Source organism: Halorubrum sp. PV6 (assembly GCF_003990725.2).
Taxonomy (GTDB): domain Archaea; phylum Halobacteriota; class Halobacteria; order Halobacteriales; family Haloferacaceae; genus Halorubrum.
In genome coordinates, this window is the sequence record NZ_CP030064.1 from 768311 (window position 1) to 787234 (window position 18924).

The 18924-nt window shown below is 69.9% G+C and carries 14 protein-coding genes and 1 other RNA gene; 7 read left to right on the forward strand and 8 right to left on the reverse strand.

Features of this window, described 5'->3' with window-relative positions; all coding sequences use genetic code 11:
* Positions 1 to 128: 128 nt before the first annotated feature.
* Positions 129 to 3281, reverse strand: coding sequence for an isoleucine--tRNA ligase (gene ileS, locus DOS48_RS17590; RefSeq protein ID WP_127116991.1), 3153 nt, complete (start codon positions 3279 to 3281; stop codon positions 129 to 131).
* A 201-nt stretch (positions 3282 to 3482) separates the two neighbouring features.
* Here ileS and DOS48_RS17595 point away from each other — a divergent pair, with 201 nt between their 5' ends.
* Positions 3483 to 4508 (forward strand): aldo/keto reductase, encoded by a 1026-nt coding sequence (locus tag DOS48_RS17595; protein WP_127116992.1) that lies wholly within the window; start codon positions 3483 to 3485, stop codon positions 4506 to 4508.
* Positions 4509 to 4527: 19 nt separating this feature from the next.
* Here the strand turns inward: DOS48_RS17595 and DOS48_RS17600 are convergent, their stop codons facing one another.
* Positions 4528 to 4986 carry a hypothetical protein gene (locus DOS48_RS17600; protein ID WP_127116993.1) on the reverse strand — a complete coding sequence of 153 codons (459 nt, stop codon included), beginning with the start codon at positions 4984 to 4986 and terminating at the stop codon, positions 4528 to 4530.
* Between the two features lie 123 nt (positions 4987 to 5109).
* On the opposite strand from DOS48_RS17600, the gene DOS48_RS17605 reads away from it, so the two are divergent.
* Positions 5110 to 5523 (forward strand): hypothetical protein, encoded by a 414-nt coding sequence (locus DOS48_RS17605; protein ID WP_127116994.1) that lies wholly within the window; start codon positions 5110 to 5112, stop codon positions 5521 to 5523.
* A gap of 74 nt (positions 5524 to 5597) precedes the next feature.
* Positions 5598 to 5909: signal recognition particle sRNA (gene ffs, locus DOS48_RS17610), an RNA gene on the forward strand.
* Positions 5910 to 5963: 54 nt separating this feature from the next.
* Here ffs and DOS48_RS17615 read toward each other — a convergent pair.
* Positions 5964 to 7628, reverse strand: a complete 1665-nt coding sequence (locus DOS48_RS17615) for an HTTM domain-containing protein (RefSeq protein ID WP_127116995.1) — start codon at positions 7626 to 7628, stop codon at positions 5964 to 5966.
* Positions 7629 to 7775: 147 nt separating this feature from the next.
* Between DOS48_RS17615 and DOS48_RS17620 the strand changes: the two genes are divergently transcribed.
* Positions 7776 to 8192 (forward strand): thiol-disulfide oxidoreductase DCC family protein, encoded by a 417-nt coding sequence (locus DOS48_RS17620; protein WP_127116996.1) that lies wholly within the window; start codon positions 7776 to 7778, stop codon positions 8190 to 8192.
* Between the two features lie 101 nt (positions 8193 to 8293).
* Here the strand turns inward: DOS48_RS17620 and DOS48_RS17625 are convergent, their stop codons facing one another.
* Both DOS48_RS17625 and btuC read right to left on the reverse strand, forming a co-directional pair.
* Positions 8294 to 9595 carry an ATP-binding cassette domain-containing protein gene (locus tag DOS48_RS17625; protein WP_127116997.1) on the reverse strand — a complete coding sequence of 434 codons (1302 nt, stop codon included), beginning with the start codon at positions 9593 to 9595 and terminating at the stop codon, positions 8294 to 8296.
* Positions 9592 to 10734, reverse strand: coding sequence for a vitamin B12 ABC transporter permease BtuC (gene btuC / locus DOS48_RS17630; RefSeq protein ID WP_127116998.1), 1143 nt, complete (start codon positions 10732 to 10734; stop codon positions 9592 to 9594). Before btuC ends, DOS48_RS17625 begins: the two co-directional genes overlap by 4 nt.
* Positions 10735 to 10796: 62 nt before the next feature.
* Here btuC and DOS48_RS17635 point away from each other — a divergent pair, with 62 nt between their 5' ends.
* Entirely contained in the window at positions 10797 to 11876 is a 1080-nt protein-coding gene (locus DOS48_RS17635; protein WP_127116999.1) for a PGF-CTERM-anchored ABC transporter substrate-binding protein, read from the forward strand.
* Positions 11877 to 11997: 121 nt separating this feature from the next.
* On the opposite strand, the gene DOS48_RS17640 is transcribed toward DOS48_RS17635, so the two are convergent.
* The 3 genes from DOS48_RS17640 to ligA are packed head-to-tail and all read right to left on the reverse strand — an operon-like array spanning position 11998 to position 15496.
* Entirely contained in the window at positions 11998 to 12732 is a 735-nt protein-coding gene (locus DOS48_RS17640) for an MBL fold metallo-hydrolase (protein WP_127117000.1), read from the reverse strand.
* Between the two features lie 35 nt (positions 12733 to 12767).
* Positions 12768 to 13619, reverse strand: a complete 852-nt coding sequence (locus tag DOS48_RS17645; protein ID WP_244629359.1) for a hypothetical protein — start codon at positions 13617 to 13619, stop codon at positions 12768 to 12770.
* 59 nt (positions 13620 to 13678) lie between these two features.
* Positions 13679 to 15496 carry an ATP-dependent DNA ligase LigA gene (gene ligA / locus DOS48_RS17650; protein ID WP_127117001.1) on the reverse strand — a complete coding sequence of 606 codons (1818 nt, stop codon included), beginning with the start codon at positions 15494 to 15496 and terminating at the stop codon, positions 13679 to 13681.
* A gap of 192 nt (positions 15497 to 15688) precedes the next feature.
* On the opposite strand from ligA, the gene DOS48_RS17655 reads away from it, so the two are divergent.
* Positions 15689 to 17248: a hypothetical protein gene (locus DOS48_RS17655; protein WP_127117002.1), complete on the forward strand. Its 1560-nt coding sequence runs from the start codon at positions 15689 to 15691 to the stop codon at positions 17246 to 17248.
* Between the two features lie 383 nt (positions 17249 to 17631).
* On the forward strand, positions 17632 to 18795 hold the full coding sequence (locus DOS48_RS17660) for a LeuA family protein (RefSeq protein WP_193310381.1): 1164 nt from the start codon (positions 17632 to 17634) through the stop codon (positions 18793 to 18795).
* The last annotated feature ends 129 nt before the right edge of the window (positions 18796 to 18924 follow it).

The window sequence follows — 18924 nt, forward strand, 5'->3', positions numbered from 1 at the left end:
ACAACGTTTCACACAGTACGATCGACCCGAACCGGGCGAACGATCGGTTCGAGTCGGGGAGCACGTCAGACCGCCACCCGATTGTCACTTCGGATGGGCGAACGCCCGGAGAAACGCGTGTCAGATCGTCACGCGACCGGTTCGATCCCGATGGTCACCGTGACGCGCTCGACGTCCCACTCCTCGGTGAGGCCGCCGGCCGCCTCCGCGGCGTCGCTCGGCTCGTCGAGCCACGCGTCGGCGCGCACTTCGCCCGCGATGAGGTCGGCGTGCTCCTCGACGAACCCGGCGACCCTGTCGTCGTCGACGGCGACGCCGACGCGGATGGGCGCCTCGACGTCCAAATCGAGCTCCTTCCGCATCTCCTGGATCCGGCGGATCACGTCGCGAGCGTACCCTTCGGACTCGATTTCGGGGGTCAACGAGGTGTCGACGTAGACGGCGCCGCCGTCGAACTCGGCGCCGGAGACGTGCTCGGGCGGTTCGGCGACGTACTCGACCATCTCGTCGTCGAGTTCGATCGGGTCGCCGTCGACGGTCAGTTCCCCGCCCTCGACTTCGGCGCGGGTCGCGCCCTGGACCGCCTCCATCACCTTCTGTGCGTCGGCGCCAAAGGCGGGACCGATAGCGCCCATCTGCGGCTCCGCGGTCTCGACTAACTCCTCGAACGCGTCCGTGACGACCACCTCGCGGGCGTTGACGCGGTCGCCGATCAGGTCGGCGAGCCGGTCTGCCGCGGCCGTCACCGCCTCGTCGTCGCTCTCGACGACCACGCGCGGGACGGGCCAGCGGAGCTTCCGACCGGCCTGCTGGCGGGCGTTCGCGGCGGCCTCCTCGACGTTGCGGAGGACGGCCACGTCGCGTTCGAGTTCCGGGTCGCGGAGGTCGTCGTCCGGCGTCGGGTAGTCGAGCTGGTGGACGGTGGTCGCCTCGCCGTCGAGCGTCTGGTACATCCGCTCGGTCATGTACGGCGCGATCGGCGCGAGCAGCCGGGTCGTCTCGTCTAAGACGGTGGCGAGCGTCGCGTACGCGCCGCGCTTGGAGGCCGAGTCGGCCTCCTCCCACATGCGGTTCCTGACGGCCTTCACGTAGAACCGCGAGACGTCTTGGGTGACGAACTCGATCACCGCGTTGACGGCGTCGCTGACGCGGTAGTCGTCCCACGCCTCGGTCACCTCGGTCTCCACGGACTGGAGCCGAGAGAGGACCCACTCGTCGACGAGTTCGAGGTCGCCGTCCGCGAGGTCGGCCTCGGCGGGGTCGTAGCCGTCCAGGTCCATGTACTCCAGCGGGAAGCGGAAGACGTTCCAGAGGATGTTGAGCTTCCCCTGAATCTCGCCGAGCCCGTCCCACTCGAAGGCGAGGTCGACGCCCTGCTGGTCGTGGCTGAGCAGGTAGGTCCGGAGCGGGTCGCGGCCGGCGCGTTCGATGGCCTCCTCCGGGGTGACGATGTTGCCGACCGACTTCGACATCTTCCGACCGTCTTTGTCGTTGGCGAACCCGTGCATCAACACCTCTTCGTAGGGGACCTCGCCGACCGCGGCGGTCCCCATCCCGAGCTGCGACCAGAACCAGCCGCGGGTCTGGTCGTGGGCCTCGACGATGAGGTCGGCGGGCCACAGCTCGTCGTGTGCGTCCGCCTCCGAGGGGTAGCCGAGCGTGCCCCACGTGGCCACCGACGAGTCGAGCCACACGTCGAAGACGTCCTCGACGCGGCGGTACGTGGTGCCGTCCTCGACGATGGTCAGGTCGTCGACGGCGGGTCGGTGGAGGTCGATCGACTCGGGGTCGATCTCCTCCTCGACGCGCTCGGCCAGCTCCTCGCGGGTGCCGACCACGATCATGTCCTCGTCGAGGCTGCCCGCCTCGGCGTCTTCGGGCACCCAGATCGGGATCGGGATCCCCCAGTAGCGCTGCCGGGAGACGTTCCAGTCGGGGGCGTCCTCGATGAAGTCGCGGAAGCGGTTGTCCCGCGCCCACTGGGGGTGCCACTCGGACTCCTCCATGTTGTCGAGGAGGTCGTCTTTGACGTCCGTGATCGAGATGAACCACTGGTCGGTGACGAGTTGGATGATCCCGGTGTCACAGCGCCAGCAGTGGCCGTAGCTGTGGTCGACCGTGCCGTGCGCGAGCATGTGGCCGTCGGCGACGAGGTCGTCGATGATGTCGTCGTTGGCGTCGCGCACGAACTGCCCGGCGTATTCGCCGGCGGCCTCGGCGAACTCGCCGTTCGGCCCGACGGGACAGTGGATGTCGAGTCCGAGCTCGCTGCCGCGGTGGAAGTCCTCCTCCCCGTGGCCCGGCGCGGAGTGGACCAGTCCGGTGCGGTCGGCCTCCACGTAGTCTGCGGCGTACACCTGCCCGGCGCCCTCGAAGTCGGGGTGCTCGGCGACGCGGTCGGCGAGCGGGTGGTCGTACGCCCAGCCGACGAGCTCCTCGCCGGTGAGTTCCGACTCAATCTCGTAGGAGTCGTACCGGCCCTCGCCCAGCACGTCCTCGACGCACTCGGCGGCGACGTAGAGGACCTCCTCGTCGCCCCCCTTCTCGGCGCGGACCGCGTTGTAGGTGAGGTCCTCGTCGACGGCGACGAAGGTGTTCGCGGGGATGGTCCACGGCGTCGTCGTCCAGATGACGAGGCTCCCCTCGCGGTCGGCGAGCGGGAACTTCACGTAGATGGAGGGGTCCTCGACGTCCTCGTACTCGACCTCGTTGTTGGCGAGGCCGGTCTCACAGCGCGGGCACTGCGAGATGGACCGCTTCCCCTGCTCGACGAGCCCGTTGTCGGCGACGTTCGAGAAGGCCCACCACGCGGCCTCCATGTACTCCGGCGAGATGGTCTCGTACGGATCGTCGAAGTCCATCCACACGCCGATGGACTCGAAGTCGTCGTCCATCGCCGCGCGGTTGGTGACGGCGAACTCCTTGCACTTCTGGATGAACGACTCCATCCCGTACTCCTCGATGTCCCCTTTGTTCTCGAAGCCGAGTTCCTCCTCGACTTTCACCTCGATGGGGAGCCCGTGCATGTCGTACCCTGGGCGGTCGGTGACGCGGTGGCCGCTCATCCGCTTGTGGCGGATGATGGCGTCTTTCAGCGTCTTGTTCCACGCCGTCCCGAGGTGCATCTGCCCGGACGTGTACGGCGGTCCGTCAACGAAGAAGAAGGGCGGGTCGTCGGCGTGTGCCTCCTTCGCCGCCTCGTAGGCGTCCGTCTCGTCCCAGTACGCGTCGACCCCGGACTCGACGTCCGCGGGCGTGTACTGGTCGTCGATATCGTCCATACAGGTTGGTCTTGACGCGGATATTTGAATACGACGGAGTTACGCAGGTGCGTGGCACGGACTGGCGGGGGCGTCGGCAGCCGATTGACGGGTGCGAGACGCCGCTCGCGCGCGGCTCGCTAATTTATAAATGATCTCTGCCGGCCGTACGCGCTCACCGCTACTGCTACGATTTATATTTCGCCACCGAGTCGTGCGGGTGTGAACTACCGACGACTCGGCAACACGGGACTGTCCGTCTCCGAACTCTGCTTCGGGACGTGGCGCTTCGGGCGGGAAACGAACGGCGTCGTCGAGACGGGTCGCGAGGAGGCACACGCCCTCCTCGACGCCGCGGCCGACCACGGGATCAACTTCATCGACACCGCGAACGTGTACGGGACGCCGAACGGGACGAGCGAGGAGTACGTCGGCGAGTGGCTGGCCGACCGCGACCGCGAAGACTACGTGATCGCTTCGAAGGTGTACTTCCCGTTCGACGGGCGCGGCGAACCCGGCCCGAACGACTCTGGACTGGGGCGCAAACACATTCGCGCGCAGATCGAGGGGACGCTCGACCGCCTCGACACCGACTACCTCGACATTTATTACATCCACCGCTGGGACGACGAGACGCCCATCGAGGAGACGATGCGCGTCCTCGACGAACTCGTCACGGAGGGGAAAGTCCGCTACCTCGGCGCGTCGACGATGGCCGCGTGGCAGTTGACCAAGGCGCTGTGGACCGCCGACACCAACGACTACGCGCGCTTCGACGTGGTCCAGCCGCTCCACCACGCCGGCTACTACGAGGATGTGAAGGAGTATCTCGGCGTGTGTATCGACCAGGATATCGCCGTCTGCCCGTACTCGCCGCTCGCCGGCGGCTTCCTCACCGGGAAGTACGAGCGCGCCGACCCGGACGACCCCGAACAGGTGATCGCGCCGGACGGCTCGCGCGCCAGCTTCGACGACCGCTTCGAGCGGTTCTACCTCTCCGAGCGCGGGTGGGAGGTCCTCGACGCGGTCCGCGAGGTCGCCGCCGAACTCGACGCGACGCCGGCGCAGGTCGCGCTCGCGTGGCTCACCGAGTGGGACGAGTTCACGTGCGTCCCGATCGTCGGCGCGCGTACGGCCGACCAACTCGCGGAGAACGTCGCCGCGACCGATCTTGCGCTGTCCGACGCGCAGTGGGATCGGATCATGGACGCGCGGTACGCTCCCGACGGGACGCTCTGGGGACACTGAGCGAATCGCCCGCCCCGCGTTACTCGCCGAAATCAGGCAGGTCGTCCGGCGCCTCGAACTCGGCCTCCCAGTCGATGTACTCGGCTTTGAGCGTCTCACAGACGATCTGGCCGAGCTCCGTGAGCCCCGCGTTGATCGCGGAGACCGTTCCCCACGACTCCAGATCCGGGTGGAGGTCGCGCTCCTTCCAGTCTTCGGGGAGGCCCGGCGCGTGATAGCCGACGCGGTCGGCGAAGTCGTCCCAGAAGAAGTCGAACCGGGAGACCAAGCCGAGATCGACGGCGATCTCCCAGTCGGCTTCGTCCATGTCGCTTCCGGCGGCCCACTCGGCGAACGCCTCCTCCCACGCGCCCTCGCGCAGGAAGGCCTCGAGCTCGTCGCGGCGGTACTCGCCGCCCGCGACGTCCGCGTCTTCGTACTCGTTCGGGTCAACGGCGGCGAGTTCGGGCGGCTCCGGCGGGTCCACATCGAGAGTCATACCGCCCCCTCGGCGCCGCCGCGGCAAAACGCTACGGGAGATCGGTCGTCATCGCTCGGACGGTCCCGGTCGAGCGCGGCCGCGATCCGGTCCTTTTACCGCCGTCGGCCGCCGAGTTCGCGTATGGATTTCCGTGAGGTCTCGCGGGGGGTGGGGATCGGTGCCGCCGTCGCCACCGTCCTCGTACTTGGCGCCCCGTACGCGATCATCTCGGGCGAGGCGTACGCGTCACAGCTCGCGAGCTACTACGCGTCGGGCGTCGTCGGCGGCGGCGGCATCGCGCTGTTCGCGCTGCTCAGCGTGGTCGTCATCGCCTCGGTCGAGAAGGGGAACCTCGAGCCCGGCACGCTCGCCGGCGCCGCGGTCGTCCTCGGCGTCGCGACGACCCTGAGCGCGGTGACGTGGGCGCTCGCCATCGAGCCGAGCGCGATGTCCCGCGACAACCTCTGGCTGTTGTGGCACCCCCGCGCCGTCGTCGCGCTCTCCGTCCCGATACCCCTGGCCGCCGCGGCGTACGCCCGCGGGCTGCTCGCGTAACGGATTTCGTCGGCGGCGAACAGGGGGCGCGATACGACGAACGAAAGGCCCTTAAGGTGGACACGTATATCGGGAAGTGGACTAGGTCGGGCGGTTAGGCCCCGCTCGTCACCCGTGAGGTAGTCTTTAGCGGGGACCGAACAGCGGGCGCGTCCGGTCTGACCGGCACGGGCCCCGAGAGCCAACGTGGAAGCCTCGTCCGCCGGGGACAGCGGTCCGTGGCGCCCGCTCGCAGGAGCGGTCCGTCACGGTTCGTCGGCGACACCGGGTCAGGCGCGGAAGCGAGCAGCCCACCGCCGGACGCCCGTCGCTCGTCGGGTCGCGGGGTGGAGAAGGCAACCGGGATACCCCGCGCCGGAACGCCGGGCCACCCCGTCTGTCCACCATTCATACGCGGTCGCTATCCTCGGAGAGCGGCAGATGTCCGCAGCGTCGCCGGATCAGTCGTTCTGCACCAACGCCCCCGAGCAGTCGTACGTGATCAGGTCGAACTCGTTTGCGGCCTCGACGGTGTCGTTGCTGGGGATGGTTCGCTCGTACGACTGCGTCACCGTCAGCTGCTCGACGCTCGTGTCGTGGGTGCGATTCCAGTCGTCACAGAGGTAGTTCGCGAAGTACGAGCGGTGCTTCTCGTTGTCGGCGGAGTAGACGTTCGAGAGGTACTTGCGCCACCGCGCGCTCGGATACGTGGTCTCTACCCGTGCCGGCCGATCGTAGTCGACGGCCGCGTCGCGGAACACGTCCCACTCGCTCCCGTCTTCGAGGGTGCCGGGCACGACGTACCAGCGGGTCGTGTGGAGGGGGTCGGGTGCGAACATCCGCCACGACTGGTCCATCTCGACCGCCTCTAAGACCTCCTCGCCCGGTTCGGGCGTGTCCGCGTAGCCCACCGCCTGCGCGCTCGACAGGACGATCAACACGAGGAACACGTACGGGACGACCGTCGTGACGAGGACGCGCCCGCGGGCGACCCCGGCGGAAAGCCTCTCGACGCGGGATCGAAGCCCTCGGCCGTCGACGGCGGGTCGCGGGAACGCTCCGGTGACCGCGAGGAACCGACGCGCCGTCGACACGAAACGGGCGCGCCACCGCGTCCGACTCCCCGAACGGTCCAGGAGGGCGACACCGCGCTCGGCGAGGTCCCAGACGGGCGTCTGGTAGAACGGAATGAAGGCGACGACGACGACGAGCGGAAAGAGCCCGATCCGAATCGTGGCCGCCATGCCGAGGTGCATGCCGACGAAAAGCGAGGCGACCGCCGCGCGGGGGAGGCCGCGAAGCAGGAGCAGCAGCGGCGACGCGAACAACAGTCCGATCCACAACAGGCTGAACGCCCGCAAGAGCCCATGGAACTCGGCGAGGTGGTTCCCGAGGAGGTAGGTGAACTGGTCGGCCTGCATGATGTACGCGATCGCGTCGCCGTTCATCCAGAGCTCGCTCTCGTACTTGTGGACGGCATTGGTCGCGTACATCACGAGCACCTGCACCAGCACCGCCATCGTGGCGACCGTCGCCACCGCGGGACCGCTCGGGCTCCGCGACGCCGAATCGGTGTCACCCGTCGTCGTCGAATCGGCGTCGGCGTCGGAACCTGCTCCCGCGCTCGCGTCCGCCCGCTTGACGGCGTCGACCGACCAGCGCGCGCCGAGCGGGAGGAACACGCTCCAGAACAGCAGCATCAAGAGCAGGCTGTCGCCCGCGTTCAACACCATCGGGTTCCGAGTGTGGAGCGAGAGCAACAGCAGCCACGACACCACCGTCGCCAGTCGCGTGCGATATCCGACTGTCAACGCGAGCGCGAAGACGGCCGCGGCCGCGAACAGCACCCCCACGGCCCACGGCTCGCCGACGAAGGCGTGTACCGACCGGATCGTCGAGTAGTCGGCGAAGAACGCGCGACTCGGGAGCACGCCGCCGTCAGTATAAAAGGCGGTCAGCGAGCGCGACCGTGCCAGGAGGTCGACGATCAACAGCACCCCCAGCCCGATCCGGAAGGCGGCGAGCGCGCGCCGGTCGATCTCGACCCGCGCGGCCAGCGCCGTTCCGAGCCGACTGGCCGCGGCTGTGAGTCGTGAGCGAGCCGTCGTGGAGGGTTGTCGATCCATCTGTTCGAACTCCGTCGTGGTCGAAACACCGGCTTCCGACCGGCATAAGTTTGGTGTGTCCCCGACCGCGGCGCGTCCCGACCGACGCACGACGCGATTCGGTGACCGGAAACGTGAACTGCGACAACGACGTATCGCCGACAGGCGATGGCAACAGAGATACCGGACGACAAGGCGGTCATCCTCTTCGACGGCGTCTGCAACCTCTGTAGCGGGTTCGTGCAGTTCGTTCTCCCCCGCGACACCGAGGAAAAGTACCGCTTCGCCTCGCTGCAGTCCGACGTGGGCCAAGCGCTTTTAAGTGAACACGGTCTGCCGACGGACGAACTGGAGTCGGTCGTCTTGATCGAAGACGGGAACAGCTACGTCAAATCGACGGCCGTCATCCGGATCGCGGCCGATCTGGGCGGCCCGTACCGGCTGTTGTCGCCGTTTCGGTACCTCCCCCGCGCCCTCCGCGACCGCGTGTACGACTTCGTCGCCGACCACCGATACGGGTGGTTCGGCAAGAAAGACCAGTGTCTGATGCCGTCCGGGGACGTCCAGTCGCGGTTCTTAGACTGAACGCGCGTTTCGGCACACCGCGACCCTGTTTCTGCGCCTTGCCGACCTGGCCGTCCTCTCGTTCCCGTCTACTGGCCACCCACTGACCACCCACTGACGACCTACTGACCGTCGGTGTCGGGCTCGATGCCTCGAACGGCCGCGCGCGCGTCCCCGTCCGTACCGACGTGCACGACCCGGTCGCTGGCGGCGAGGACCGCGGCGTTCACTCCGGAATCGCCGCGCGCATCGCGCTTGTCGCCTCCGACCGCGACGGTCACGTCGGCCTCCCGAGCGAGCGCGACGGCCTCGGCCTCTCGCTCCGGGGGCACCGGGGCGAACGGCGGCGCCGTCACGACCCGCGCGCTCGCCTCGGCGTCGCCGCCGTCGGCTTCGGCGCCCCGCGCTGCGTCGACAGCGACGCCGGCCGCCGTGTCGCCCTCGGGCACGACGCCGACGGACACGACGTGACCCGCCGCGCTCAGCCGGGCGACCGCTCGCGCCGCCGGTCGCCCGCCGCCCGCGACGTGAACGCGCCGGGGGGCATCTCTCTCCGAGGCGTCCGAGCCGGTCGGCGCGTCGGGGCCGGCCGCGTCGAACGCGGTGACGGTCGGCGACCCGGTGGCCGGATTCTCGCCGACGAACGCCTCGGCGTCGAACGCGGCCCGGAGCGCCGTCGCCGTCAACACCGTCTCTGGCGGGCCGGCGGCGTGGACGCCGCCGTTCGCGAGGACGACGATCCGATCGCAGTACCGCGCCGCCATGTCGAGGTCGTGGATCGCCGCGAGCGCGGCGCGCCCGTCGTCGACGAGGTCCCTGACGAGTTCGAGCGTCCGGACCGCGTGGGTCACGTCGAGGCTCGCGGTCGGCTCGTCGAGCAGAAGCGACGGGGTCTCCTGGGCCAGCGCTCGGGCGAGCAGGACCCGCTGGCGCTCACCGCCGGAGACCTCGGTGATGGACCGGTCGGCGAACCGGGCGACCCCCGCGTCGGCCATCGCCTCGCGGACCGCCCGCTCGTCGTCCGGGCCGTGGCCGTCGAACCGCCCGAGGTGCGGCGTCCGTCCCATCTCGACTATCTGCCTGACCCGAAAGTCGAACCCGAGGGTCGTCTCCTGCGGGACGCTCGCGACTCGCCGACCGGTCTCGCGGGCGGACAGCGCGGTCGTCGGGTCGCCGTCGAGCCTGACCGTCCCGGTGTCGGGCGAGAGCGTCCCCTTGATAGCGCGGAGGACCGTCGTCTTCCCCGCGCCGTTCGGTCCGACGAGCCCCACGAGCGACCCGCGCTCGACGCCGAGGTCGACGCCGGAGACCACCGGCACGTCGCCGAACGAGACGGACAGGTCGTCGACTTCGATCGGCGGAGGCGTCGGTGAGTCGCCCGCGGCGGACGCCGACTCGCTGCGGGCAGGTGAGTCGGCGGTCACAGTTCGTGCACCTCTCTGGTGACGAGCAGGTAGACGAAGAAGGGCGCGCCCACCGCCGCGGTGACGATTCCGACGGGGAGTTCCGTGCTCCCCGCCCGCGCGACGGTGTCCGCGGCCACCAGGAACGACCCGCCCGCGAGCGCGGCGTTCGGCAGCAGGACGCGGTGGTCGGGGCCGACGACGAGCCGGACCATGTGCGGGACGATCAGCCCCACGAAACCGATGACGCCCGCGAACGCGACGCCCGCGGCCGTGATCAGCGCGGCGGCGCCGAGGAGGATCCGCTTGGTTCGCTCGACCGCGATCCCGAGCCCGCGGGCCTCCTCTTCGCCGAGCAGGAGGACGTTGAGATCCCGCGCGTACACCAGGAGAACGACGAAAAGCGGCGGCACGACGACTGCGGTGACTCCGACGTCGCTCCATCCGGCCCCGGAGAGGTGGCCCATCAGCCACGCGACGATCCGACGGAGCGACTCGCCGGCCTGCAGTTGGAGGTAGGAGATGACCGCACCGAGGAAGGTCTGTACCGCGACGCCGGCGAGCAGCAGCGTCGCCACGGGGGTCCGCCCGTGTCGCGTCGCGATGGCGTACACGCCGAAGGCGGCGATCACGGCGCCGACGAACGCGAAGAGGCTCACGCCCGCGCCGTACGAGAGCCCCACGTCGACGGCGCCGACGACCGGGAGCGTCAGCGTCGCCGACAGCGCGACCGGGAAGACGATGAACGCGACCGCGCCCGCCGCCGCGCCCGACGACACCCCGATGATCGACGGGTCGGCCATCGGGTTCCGGAAGAACCCCTGCATCACCGTCCCGGCGGCCGCGAGCGCGAACCCGACGAGGGCAGCCATGAGGATCCGCGGCAGCCGGACGCCGACGACGATCTGCTGGTGAACGTCGTCGACGGGGAAGGCGAACGGCGACTGGTACGCGAGGGTGACGCCCGGCAGCATGAGCGCCCCGGTCCCCTGCGAGGTCGTCTCGATCCCCGCCGGAACCACGAGCGCGTTCAGCACCGATTTCACCACCTCTACCGGCGGAATTCTGACGGGGCCGATCGCGGCGCTCACGACGACGACGGCGACTAACGCCGCCGTCAGCGCCGCGGACCAGGCCGCCGATCGCCCCCAAGCACTCATTCGTTCTCCAACAAAACTTGTAGTAGGTAAATACTTATTGGACGAGCCGCGTCGTCAACTCGATGCGAGACACGTACGTTGTCGCGATGGCCCTGCTCGTGACGGCCGCCCTCGTGGGCGGCGTCGCGGGCCCGGCCGCCGGCGCACAGCCGACGATAGAGACGCCGCCGACCGCGAGTGCGGCAGACGGCCCCGCCGTCGCCCAGGCGGACGGCGCCGACACCTGCGAGTCCCCCGTCGAACTGACCGACGCCACGGGGACGACGATCACCCTCGACGAGCGCCCCGAGCGGGTGACGACGATCAACCCCTCCGCCGCCCAGACCATGTGGGAGTTGGGCGCCGAAGACCGGGTCGTCGGCGTCACCCAGTACGCGTTCTACCTCGACGGAGCCGAGGCGAGACAGAACGTCTCCGCCGGGTTCGGCGCCAGCGTCGAGCGGGTCGTGGCCACGGACCCCGACCTGGTCCTCGCGCCGAACGCCTCCGCGGGCGACGTCGCGCCGCTCCGCGAACAGGGGCTCACCGTCTACCACTTCGAGTCGGCGACGTCCATCGACGACATCGCCGAGAAGACGGAGACGATCGGGCGCCTCGTCGGTGCGTGCGAGCGCGCCGCCGCCACCAACGAGGAGATGTACGACGCGGTCGCCGAGGCGGAGAACCGGACGGCCGACCTCGACCGGCCGGCCGCGCTGTACCCGCTCGGCGACGGCTACGTCGCGGCGGGCAACACCTTCATCGACGAGATCATGCGAGTCGGCGGGACGGAGAACGTCGCGGCCGCGGAGGGCGACGGCTACCCGCAGCTTTCGAACGAGGTGATCCTCCAGACCGACCCCGAACTGCTGATCGTCACCGACCCCGAGGCGCCGATCCTCGACGAGGAGCCGTACGCCAGCACGACCGCCGGACGGGAGGGCAACTACGTCGTCTTGAACGTCAACTACCTCAACCAGCCCGCCCCGCGGAGCGTGATCGAGTCGGCGGAGACGCTCTCGGTCGCGGTCGAGGAGCTACAGACGACGGACGCCGGGGCGACCGAAAGCGAGGGCGACTCGCAGAGTCAGGCGCCCGGATTCGGTGTCGTGGCGGCCCTGATCGCGGCGCTCGCGGCTGCGCTCGTGGCTCGGCGCCAGTAACCGGTCGGTTCTCGGTTCGCGATTTCGGACCGCTCTCTGAGTCGGGCTATCGCTTTTAAACTGGCCGCTTCTTTTTAAATCGAGTACTGCATTTTAAACCGACTACTGCCGATTAAATCGGCTACTGGTTCGCCGAGCGCGCGTCGAGCGCGACCGGGATCGAGCGCGCGGCCACGTCGCCCGCGAACGCCTCGCCGTCCGCCTCCAGCTGTTCGAAGGTGTCGTAGTGGATCGGGACGACCAGGTCCGGGTCCATCGCTTCGGCCAGTTCCGCGCTCGCGCGGCGGTCGGAGACGATCCCGCCGCCCCCGATGTTGGCGAGGAAAATCGAGACGTCGAGCTCCGCGAACCCGTCGAGCGCGTCGGCGTCGCCCGGCCAGAAGACGGTGCGGTCACCGATCCCGAGCAGGAAGCCGCAGCCGAGTCCCGGCGGATGCGGCACCGATCCGTCGGGGCCGGCGTTGGGGCCGTCCGGGTCGTTGTGCGCGGGGACGGACCAGACGGTGATCTCTCCGGCCGGGGTCTCCACGTCGACGCGCGCCTCCGCGTCGACGCGGATCACGTCGTAGTCGTCCGCGAGCGACGCGACCGACTCCACGTCCCGGTCGATGCCCGCGGCGTCGACCGCGTCGTAGATCACCAGCGTCGCGTCGTCGCGCGCGACCGACCGTATCCCCTCGGGGTCGTAGTGGTGGTCGTGGGTGACGACGACGAGGTCCCCGTCCCGCGCCCAGTAGTCGTCGAGGACCCCGTATCGGCCGGGGTCCGTGTAGGCGACGGGACCGTCTTCGGGCGCCAGCCGCGCCGTCGCGTAGCCGAGCCACTCCACCGCGAAGTCGTCGTAGCGAACCGTCATGGGTCCCGATCCGACAGCGGGCGCCTTGAGGGTGGCTATGCGTCGTCGGCCGCCGCGAACCGGCGCACGCACCACGCGTCGGCGAGGGCGACGCCGGAACCCACGCCGGCTCGCCGGTCGGGGGCGTACGACGGCCCGAGGACGTGTTCCGGAACGAGCGGCATCGGCACCGGGACGTAGCCCGCCGCGCGCATCGGCGCGAACCCGCTCGCGCTCTCGACGACCTCCCCGTCGGCGCCGCGGCGGACCCGGAACCGCTTGTCGTCGGCGTGCCGGCTGTAGGCGTACGGGAAGGCCTCGGCCGGGGGGTCCCTGAGGCTCTCGACGCCGGCGAGGACCGCAACCACCCGCCCGTCGACCTCACAGACCAACCGCGGCACGGTCGGTCGGCCGTCTTCCGCGACGCTCGCCGCGTCGACGCCGGGTCCCGAGGGGACCGGTCCGACCGGGGTGTCGGTCTCCCGCCACACGAACGTCGGCGTCCCCGCTCCCTCGAACCGGATGCAGGCGTACCCGCCGCCGGCGACGGGGATCCGGTCCGGTCCGGCGTGAAACGTCCGGCGACCCTCCCGTTCGGCGGCGAGCAGCGCGGGTTCGGACAGCAGCGTTCGCACCGTCTCGGCGGTCGCGCCGTCGTCGACGGCGAAGCAGACGCTCCGGTCGCGGTCGAGCGCGTGGGCGAGCCGCGAGGCGATCACCGTCGCCGTCGCGTCGTCCGCGGTGAGCGGCTCGACCGCGAGCGTCCGCTCGCCGTCCGGATGGGTCGCCACCGCCGGCGGTTCGACGCTCGTCTCCGGGCGGCTCACCGCGTACCCGTCCCCGGCCAGTCGGGCCGCAGCCGCGTCTGCCAGCCGCCCTCGCGCCGCGTCCCCGATCGGGCCTAACATAGCCTTGAGGAGGGGCCGGATCGTAAAGCGCGTTTCGCGTCCGCGCGTCCGCGGCGGGACTACGCCTCGCTGTCGCCGTCGCCGTCGCCGGCGAGCCGCGAGACGCGCGCGACCGAGTCGGCGTCGGCGGTCGACTTGTCCTCGCGCACCCCGACGAACCGCGGGAATCGGAGCGCGTACCCGGACGAGTAGGTGGGGGAGCGCTGGATCTCCTCGTAGCCGACTTCGAGGACGACTTCCGGACGGATCGCGATCTCGGTCCCGTCTTCGCTCACGACGTGCGGTTCGAGCCGCTCCGTGAGGGCCGCGAGCGCCTCGTCGGTGAGTCCCGTCGCGACCTTCCCGATGGTCGCGAACCCCTCGGGAGCCTCCTCGGCGGTTCGACCGTCGGTTCCGTCGTTCCCGTTGGCGCGCTCGTCGGCGCGGACGGCCAACAGAAACGTCCCGAACAGCTCCGCGCGCCGGCCCTCGCCCCACTCCGCGCCGACCACGACGGCGTCGAGCGTCTCCACGTCCGGCTTGCGCTTGAGCCAGTCTCGCCCCCGATCGCCCGGCGTGTACGTCGACTCGGGGTTTTTCAACATCACGCCCTCGTGGCCCGCCTCCAGCGCGGCCGCCTCCGCCCTCTCGACCGCCGCGGCGTCGCTCGCGGTCTCGACGGTCGCGGCCGCGTCGGGAAGCACCGCGTCGATCCGGTCGTGGCGGGCGCGGAACGGCTCGTCGAGGAGGTCGTCGCCGTCGGCGTGGAGGCAGTCGAACGCGTGGAGCCTGAGTCGAACCTCATCGCGCATGCGGTCCACGTCGTGTTTCCGCCGGAACCGGCGCAACACCTCCTGGAACGGGCGCGGGTTCCCGTCCTCGTCGACCGCGACGACCTCGCCGTCGAGGATCACGGGGACGGAGACGCGCTCGGCGACGTACTCGACTATCTCCGGGAGCGCGTCGGTCACGTCCTCCATGTTTCGCGAGTAGATCCGCGGACCGAGGTCGTCGCCGTCGCGACCGGGCACGTAGTGGACCTGCACGCGCGCCCCGTCGAACTTGGTCTCGACGGCGACCTCCCCGAACGACTCGACCGCGTCCGTGGCGGTTCCGGCCTGTGCGAGCATCGCCTGGACCGGCCTCCCGACTTCGAGCCTCTCCGAGCGCAGGCCGGGCACCCCGTCCTCGCGGGCCACGACGGCGACGTGCCCGTAATCGTTGGTCACCTGCAGCGCGCGTTCGACCGCCGAGACGGCCTCGGGGTCGGCGCGAAGCCTCGCGTCCCCCGCCTCGGAATCGGCGTCCGCGTCGCCGCGCTCGTCCGTCAGGAAGGCCTCGGCTATCGCATCGCGGACGGCGCCCTCGCCGACGCCGAGGCGCATCTCGCCGAGCACCAGCCGGGCGAGGACCGTCGCCTCGGCCGGGTCGCATCGGTTGAACAGCCCGAACAGCGTGTCGCGCTTGCGGGACTCGCTCCCGTCGCCGGCGGCGGCGGCCAGCTCGCGCAGTTCGTCGTCGACCGCGGCCACCGTGAGCCCGTCTCGTCCCGCACCGAACGCGGCGAGCCCGCGCTGGCCGCCGAACTCGAAACTGGCGGCGACCGCGCCGATCTCGCCGCGCTCGGCCAGCCGCGCCTCTACGTCGTCGTCGGTCACGTTCGGGCCGGCCGCGCGGGCGATGGCCTCTCGGCACAGCGCCGGGCCGACGTCCAGCGTCCGGGTGTCGTGGGCCGGGAAGACGCGCCCGAGCAGAAACCGGGTGACCGTCGCGAGGTCGTCGCCCCCGTCCGCGGCTCCGGCGGCGGAGAGCAGGTCGGCGACGAGCCGAGTCGTCTCGATGTCCGCGGGCTCGGCCGCCAACTCGCCCGCGCGTTCGGCGAACGCTGCGAACTCCATGCCCAGAATCGGCGATCGCTCGGCAAAAGCGCCCCGATACGGGTCGGTCTCGCCGTCGCCCCGCGACCGTCGAGACGGCGCGTCGGTCGCCTCCGGACGGCGCCGATAGGGCTCGTCACCGCCCGTGTTGACGATACCCAAAGCGACCGATCGGCGCAGACCTTTTTACTGGCCGGGGTCGTCGACCGTCCCATGAGTACTGATTCCGCCCTCGCCGACGGGGTCCGCGAGGCGCTCGCGGTCCCGCACGAAGAGTTCGCAGCCCGCGCCGAGGAGGAGGCGGAGCTGGTCAAACAGGGGCTCCACGACGGCGCCTTCGACAACCACCAGTCGATCGTCGGCTTCGAGTACGAGTTCTACGCCGTCGCCGACGGGCGGTGGAGCGAGGAGTCGCGGGCGGGCGAGTACGCCCTGATGCGGGTCCCGCGTCGCCTGCTGGAACTGATGGGCTTCGAGAAGGAGCTGGGACTCCACAACGCCGAGATGTCGACGAGCCCGCAGCCGCTCTCGGACCACGGGCTCCGGGCGCAGCTCGAAGAGGTCCGAGCGCGACTGGAGGCCGCGGAGAACACCGCCGCCGTCGAGGGGATGCGGCTCGTCTCCGACGGCATCTGGACGATCCCGCCGACCGGCGAGACCGCCTGCGACTACCTCACCGACAGCGTCGAGGTCGACGGGATCACCGTCGCGGTCAACATGAGCGACGCCGTCCGGTACCACGCGATGGCGAACGCCGGCAGCGACGAGGGGCGCGGGACGGTCGTCGAGGCGCCGGGGGTGTCGCTGCCGGCGGACACGGTGATGCCCGAGAGCCTCATCACGTCGATCCAGCCGCACTACCAGGTGGCACAGGCCGAGACCTTACCGGAGCACTTCCGGTACGCCCTCCGTATCGCCGCCCCACTGTTAGCGCTCGGCGTTAACTCGCCGTTCTTCCCGCCGGAGCTGTACGACGACGACTGGGACGCCGAGCGCGTCCTCTCGGAGGGGGCGACCGAAAACCGGATTCACGTGTTCGAGTCCGTTCTCAACGCCCGCACCGACGCCGACAAGGTGCGGTTCCCGAAGGACCTCAGGGACCTCGAAACCGCGGTCGACCGGATCGCCACCGACGAGACGCTGATCCCGATGCCGGAGCCCGAGGGCACCGATCGGTTCGACGACGCGTTCGCGACGTTCCGGACGAAACACGGGAGCTACTGGCGCTGGGTCCGCCCCGTCTTCGAGGGCGCGAGCCGGTCGAGCGCCAACGCGCGGATCGAGTTCCGGCCCATCGCGGCCCAGCCGACCGTCCGCGACTCAATCGCCTTTCAGGCGGCGTTCGCCGGGCTGATGCAGTCGCTTCCGCAACGCGATCACCCGGTGATCGACCTCGACTGGGAGACGGCCCGTTCGAACTTCTACGCCGCCGTCGCCGACGGGCTCGACGCCACGATCGAGTGGGTCGGCCACGACGGCAGGGAGACCACCGACACCGACGCGCTGTACACCGATCTCTTCGACCACGCCGAGGCGGGGCTCCGGACCGCCGGCTGTCCCGAAGCCGAGGCCGCCGCGTGGCTCGCCCCGCTCCGCTGGCGCGTGGCGAACCGGACGACCCCCGCGAGCTGGAAGCGCGACCGCGTCCGCGACCGCCTCGACGCGGGCGACGACTTCGAGACCGCCGTCCACGACACCCAACGGGAGTACATCGACAGGCAGGCCGAGACGCTCATCGACGGCGGCTTCTCCGCGTGGGCGAACGGCGACTGACGGGAGCGGAGGGAACGCCTGATCCGCGGGTCGTGTCCCCGGTGACGCGTCGCCGCTGGCACGCCTCGCAGACACCTTCGCCGCCGCGTCGACCGCGCGCCGACCCCGCGGCGAACGAAACGAACGTCGAGCCGATTTATATACTCGGTTCCGAAACGACCGCATATATACACTCGACCGAATATATAACCCATATAAACACTACCCAGCCCGACGCTGTCGTGCGGTTTCCGTCGCGCTCGGGCGGGGTCGGTCTCGTCGGGGCGAGTCGTTTTTGTGAACGGCACAAGTGTTAAGTTCCTTACCGTGCTTTCGACAGTCGATGACAGACATCACGGAGGCTTCGTCGGACACCCCGGCGGATCGAGTTCTTCCAGGGCACGATAGCTTCTAACATCGATATCGGTCCTGTACGGATCTTCGACACGACGTTACGAGACGGTGAACAGTCACCACGAACGTCGTTCAGCTACGACGAGAAACGCCGCATAGCGGCGACGCTGGACGACATGAACACCCACGTCATCGAGGCGGGGTTCCCGGTGAACTCGGACGCGGAGTTCGAGGCGGTAAGCGACATCGCCGCCGCGACGGACACCACCGTCTGCGGGCTCGCGCGGGTCGTCGAGGGCGACATCGACGCCGCCATCGACTCCGGCGTCGAGATGGTCCACGTGTTCGTCTCCACCAGCGACGTACAGCTGGAGGATTCGATGCACGCGACCCGGCAGGAGGCGAAACAGCGCGCCATCGACGCCGTCGAGCAGGTGAAAGACGCCGGCGTCGAGTGCATGTTCTCGCCGATGGACGCGACGCGGACCGACCCCGACTACCTGCGGGACATCGTCGAGGCGGTCTCGGACGCGGGCACCGACTGGATCAACATCCCCGACACGTGCGGCGTCGCGATGCCGACCAGCTTCGGGAAGACGGTGAAGGCCGTCGTCGAGGCGACCGACGCCCGCGTCGACGTCCACACCCACGACGACTTCGGGATGGCCGCGGCCAACGCCGTCACCGGCTTCGAGAACGGCGCGGAGCAGGCGCAGGTGTCGGTCAACGGGATCGGCGAGCGCGCCGGCAACGCCGCCTACGAGGAGGTCGTCATGGCGGTCGAATCGGTGTACGGCGTCGACACCGGCATCGACACCACGCAGATCACCAAGCTGGCCCGCATCGTGGAGGAGGCGTCGGACATCCCGGTGCCGGCGAACAAACCCGTCACCGGGCGGAACGCCTTCGCTCACGAGTCGGGCATCCACGCCGCGGGCGTCATCGAGAACGCCGACACGTTCGAGACCGGCGTGATGACCCCCGAGATGGTCGGCGCCGAGCGCGAGTTCGTCCTCGGGAAACACACCGGCACTCACAGCGTGCGCAAGCACCTCGTCGAGGCCGGGTTCGACCCGACGGACAGCGAGGTCCGGCGTATCACCAAACGCGTCAAGGAGTACGGCTCCGGCAAGCGGCAGGTGACCGCCGGCGACGTCGAGCGGTTCGCCGAGGAGGCGAGCATCGACCGCGATGAGGAGGAGGTCCGGATCTGATGGCCGCCTCCCTGAACGGGGAGTCCGCCGAGCGACCGCCGTCTGCCGCGACGGCCGACCGCGGGCGCCCGTTCCGCGCCGCCGGGCGGAACCGACCGTCCGGTTCGCCCCCCCGACAGGGATTTATAC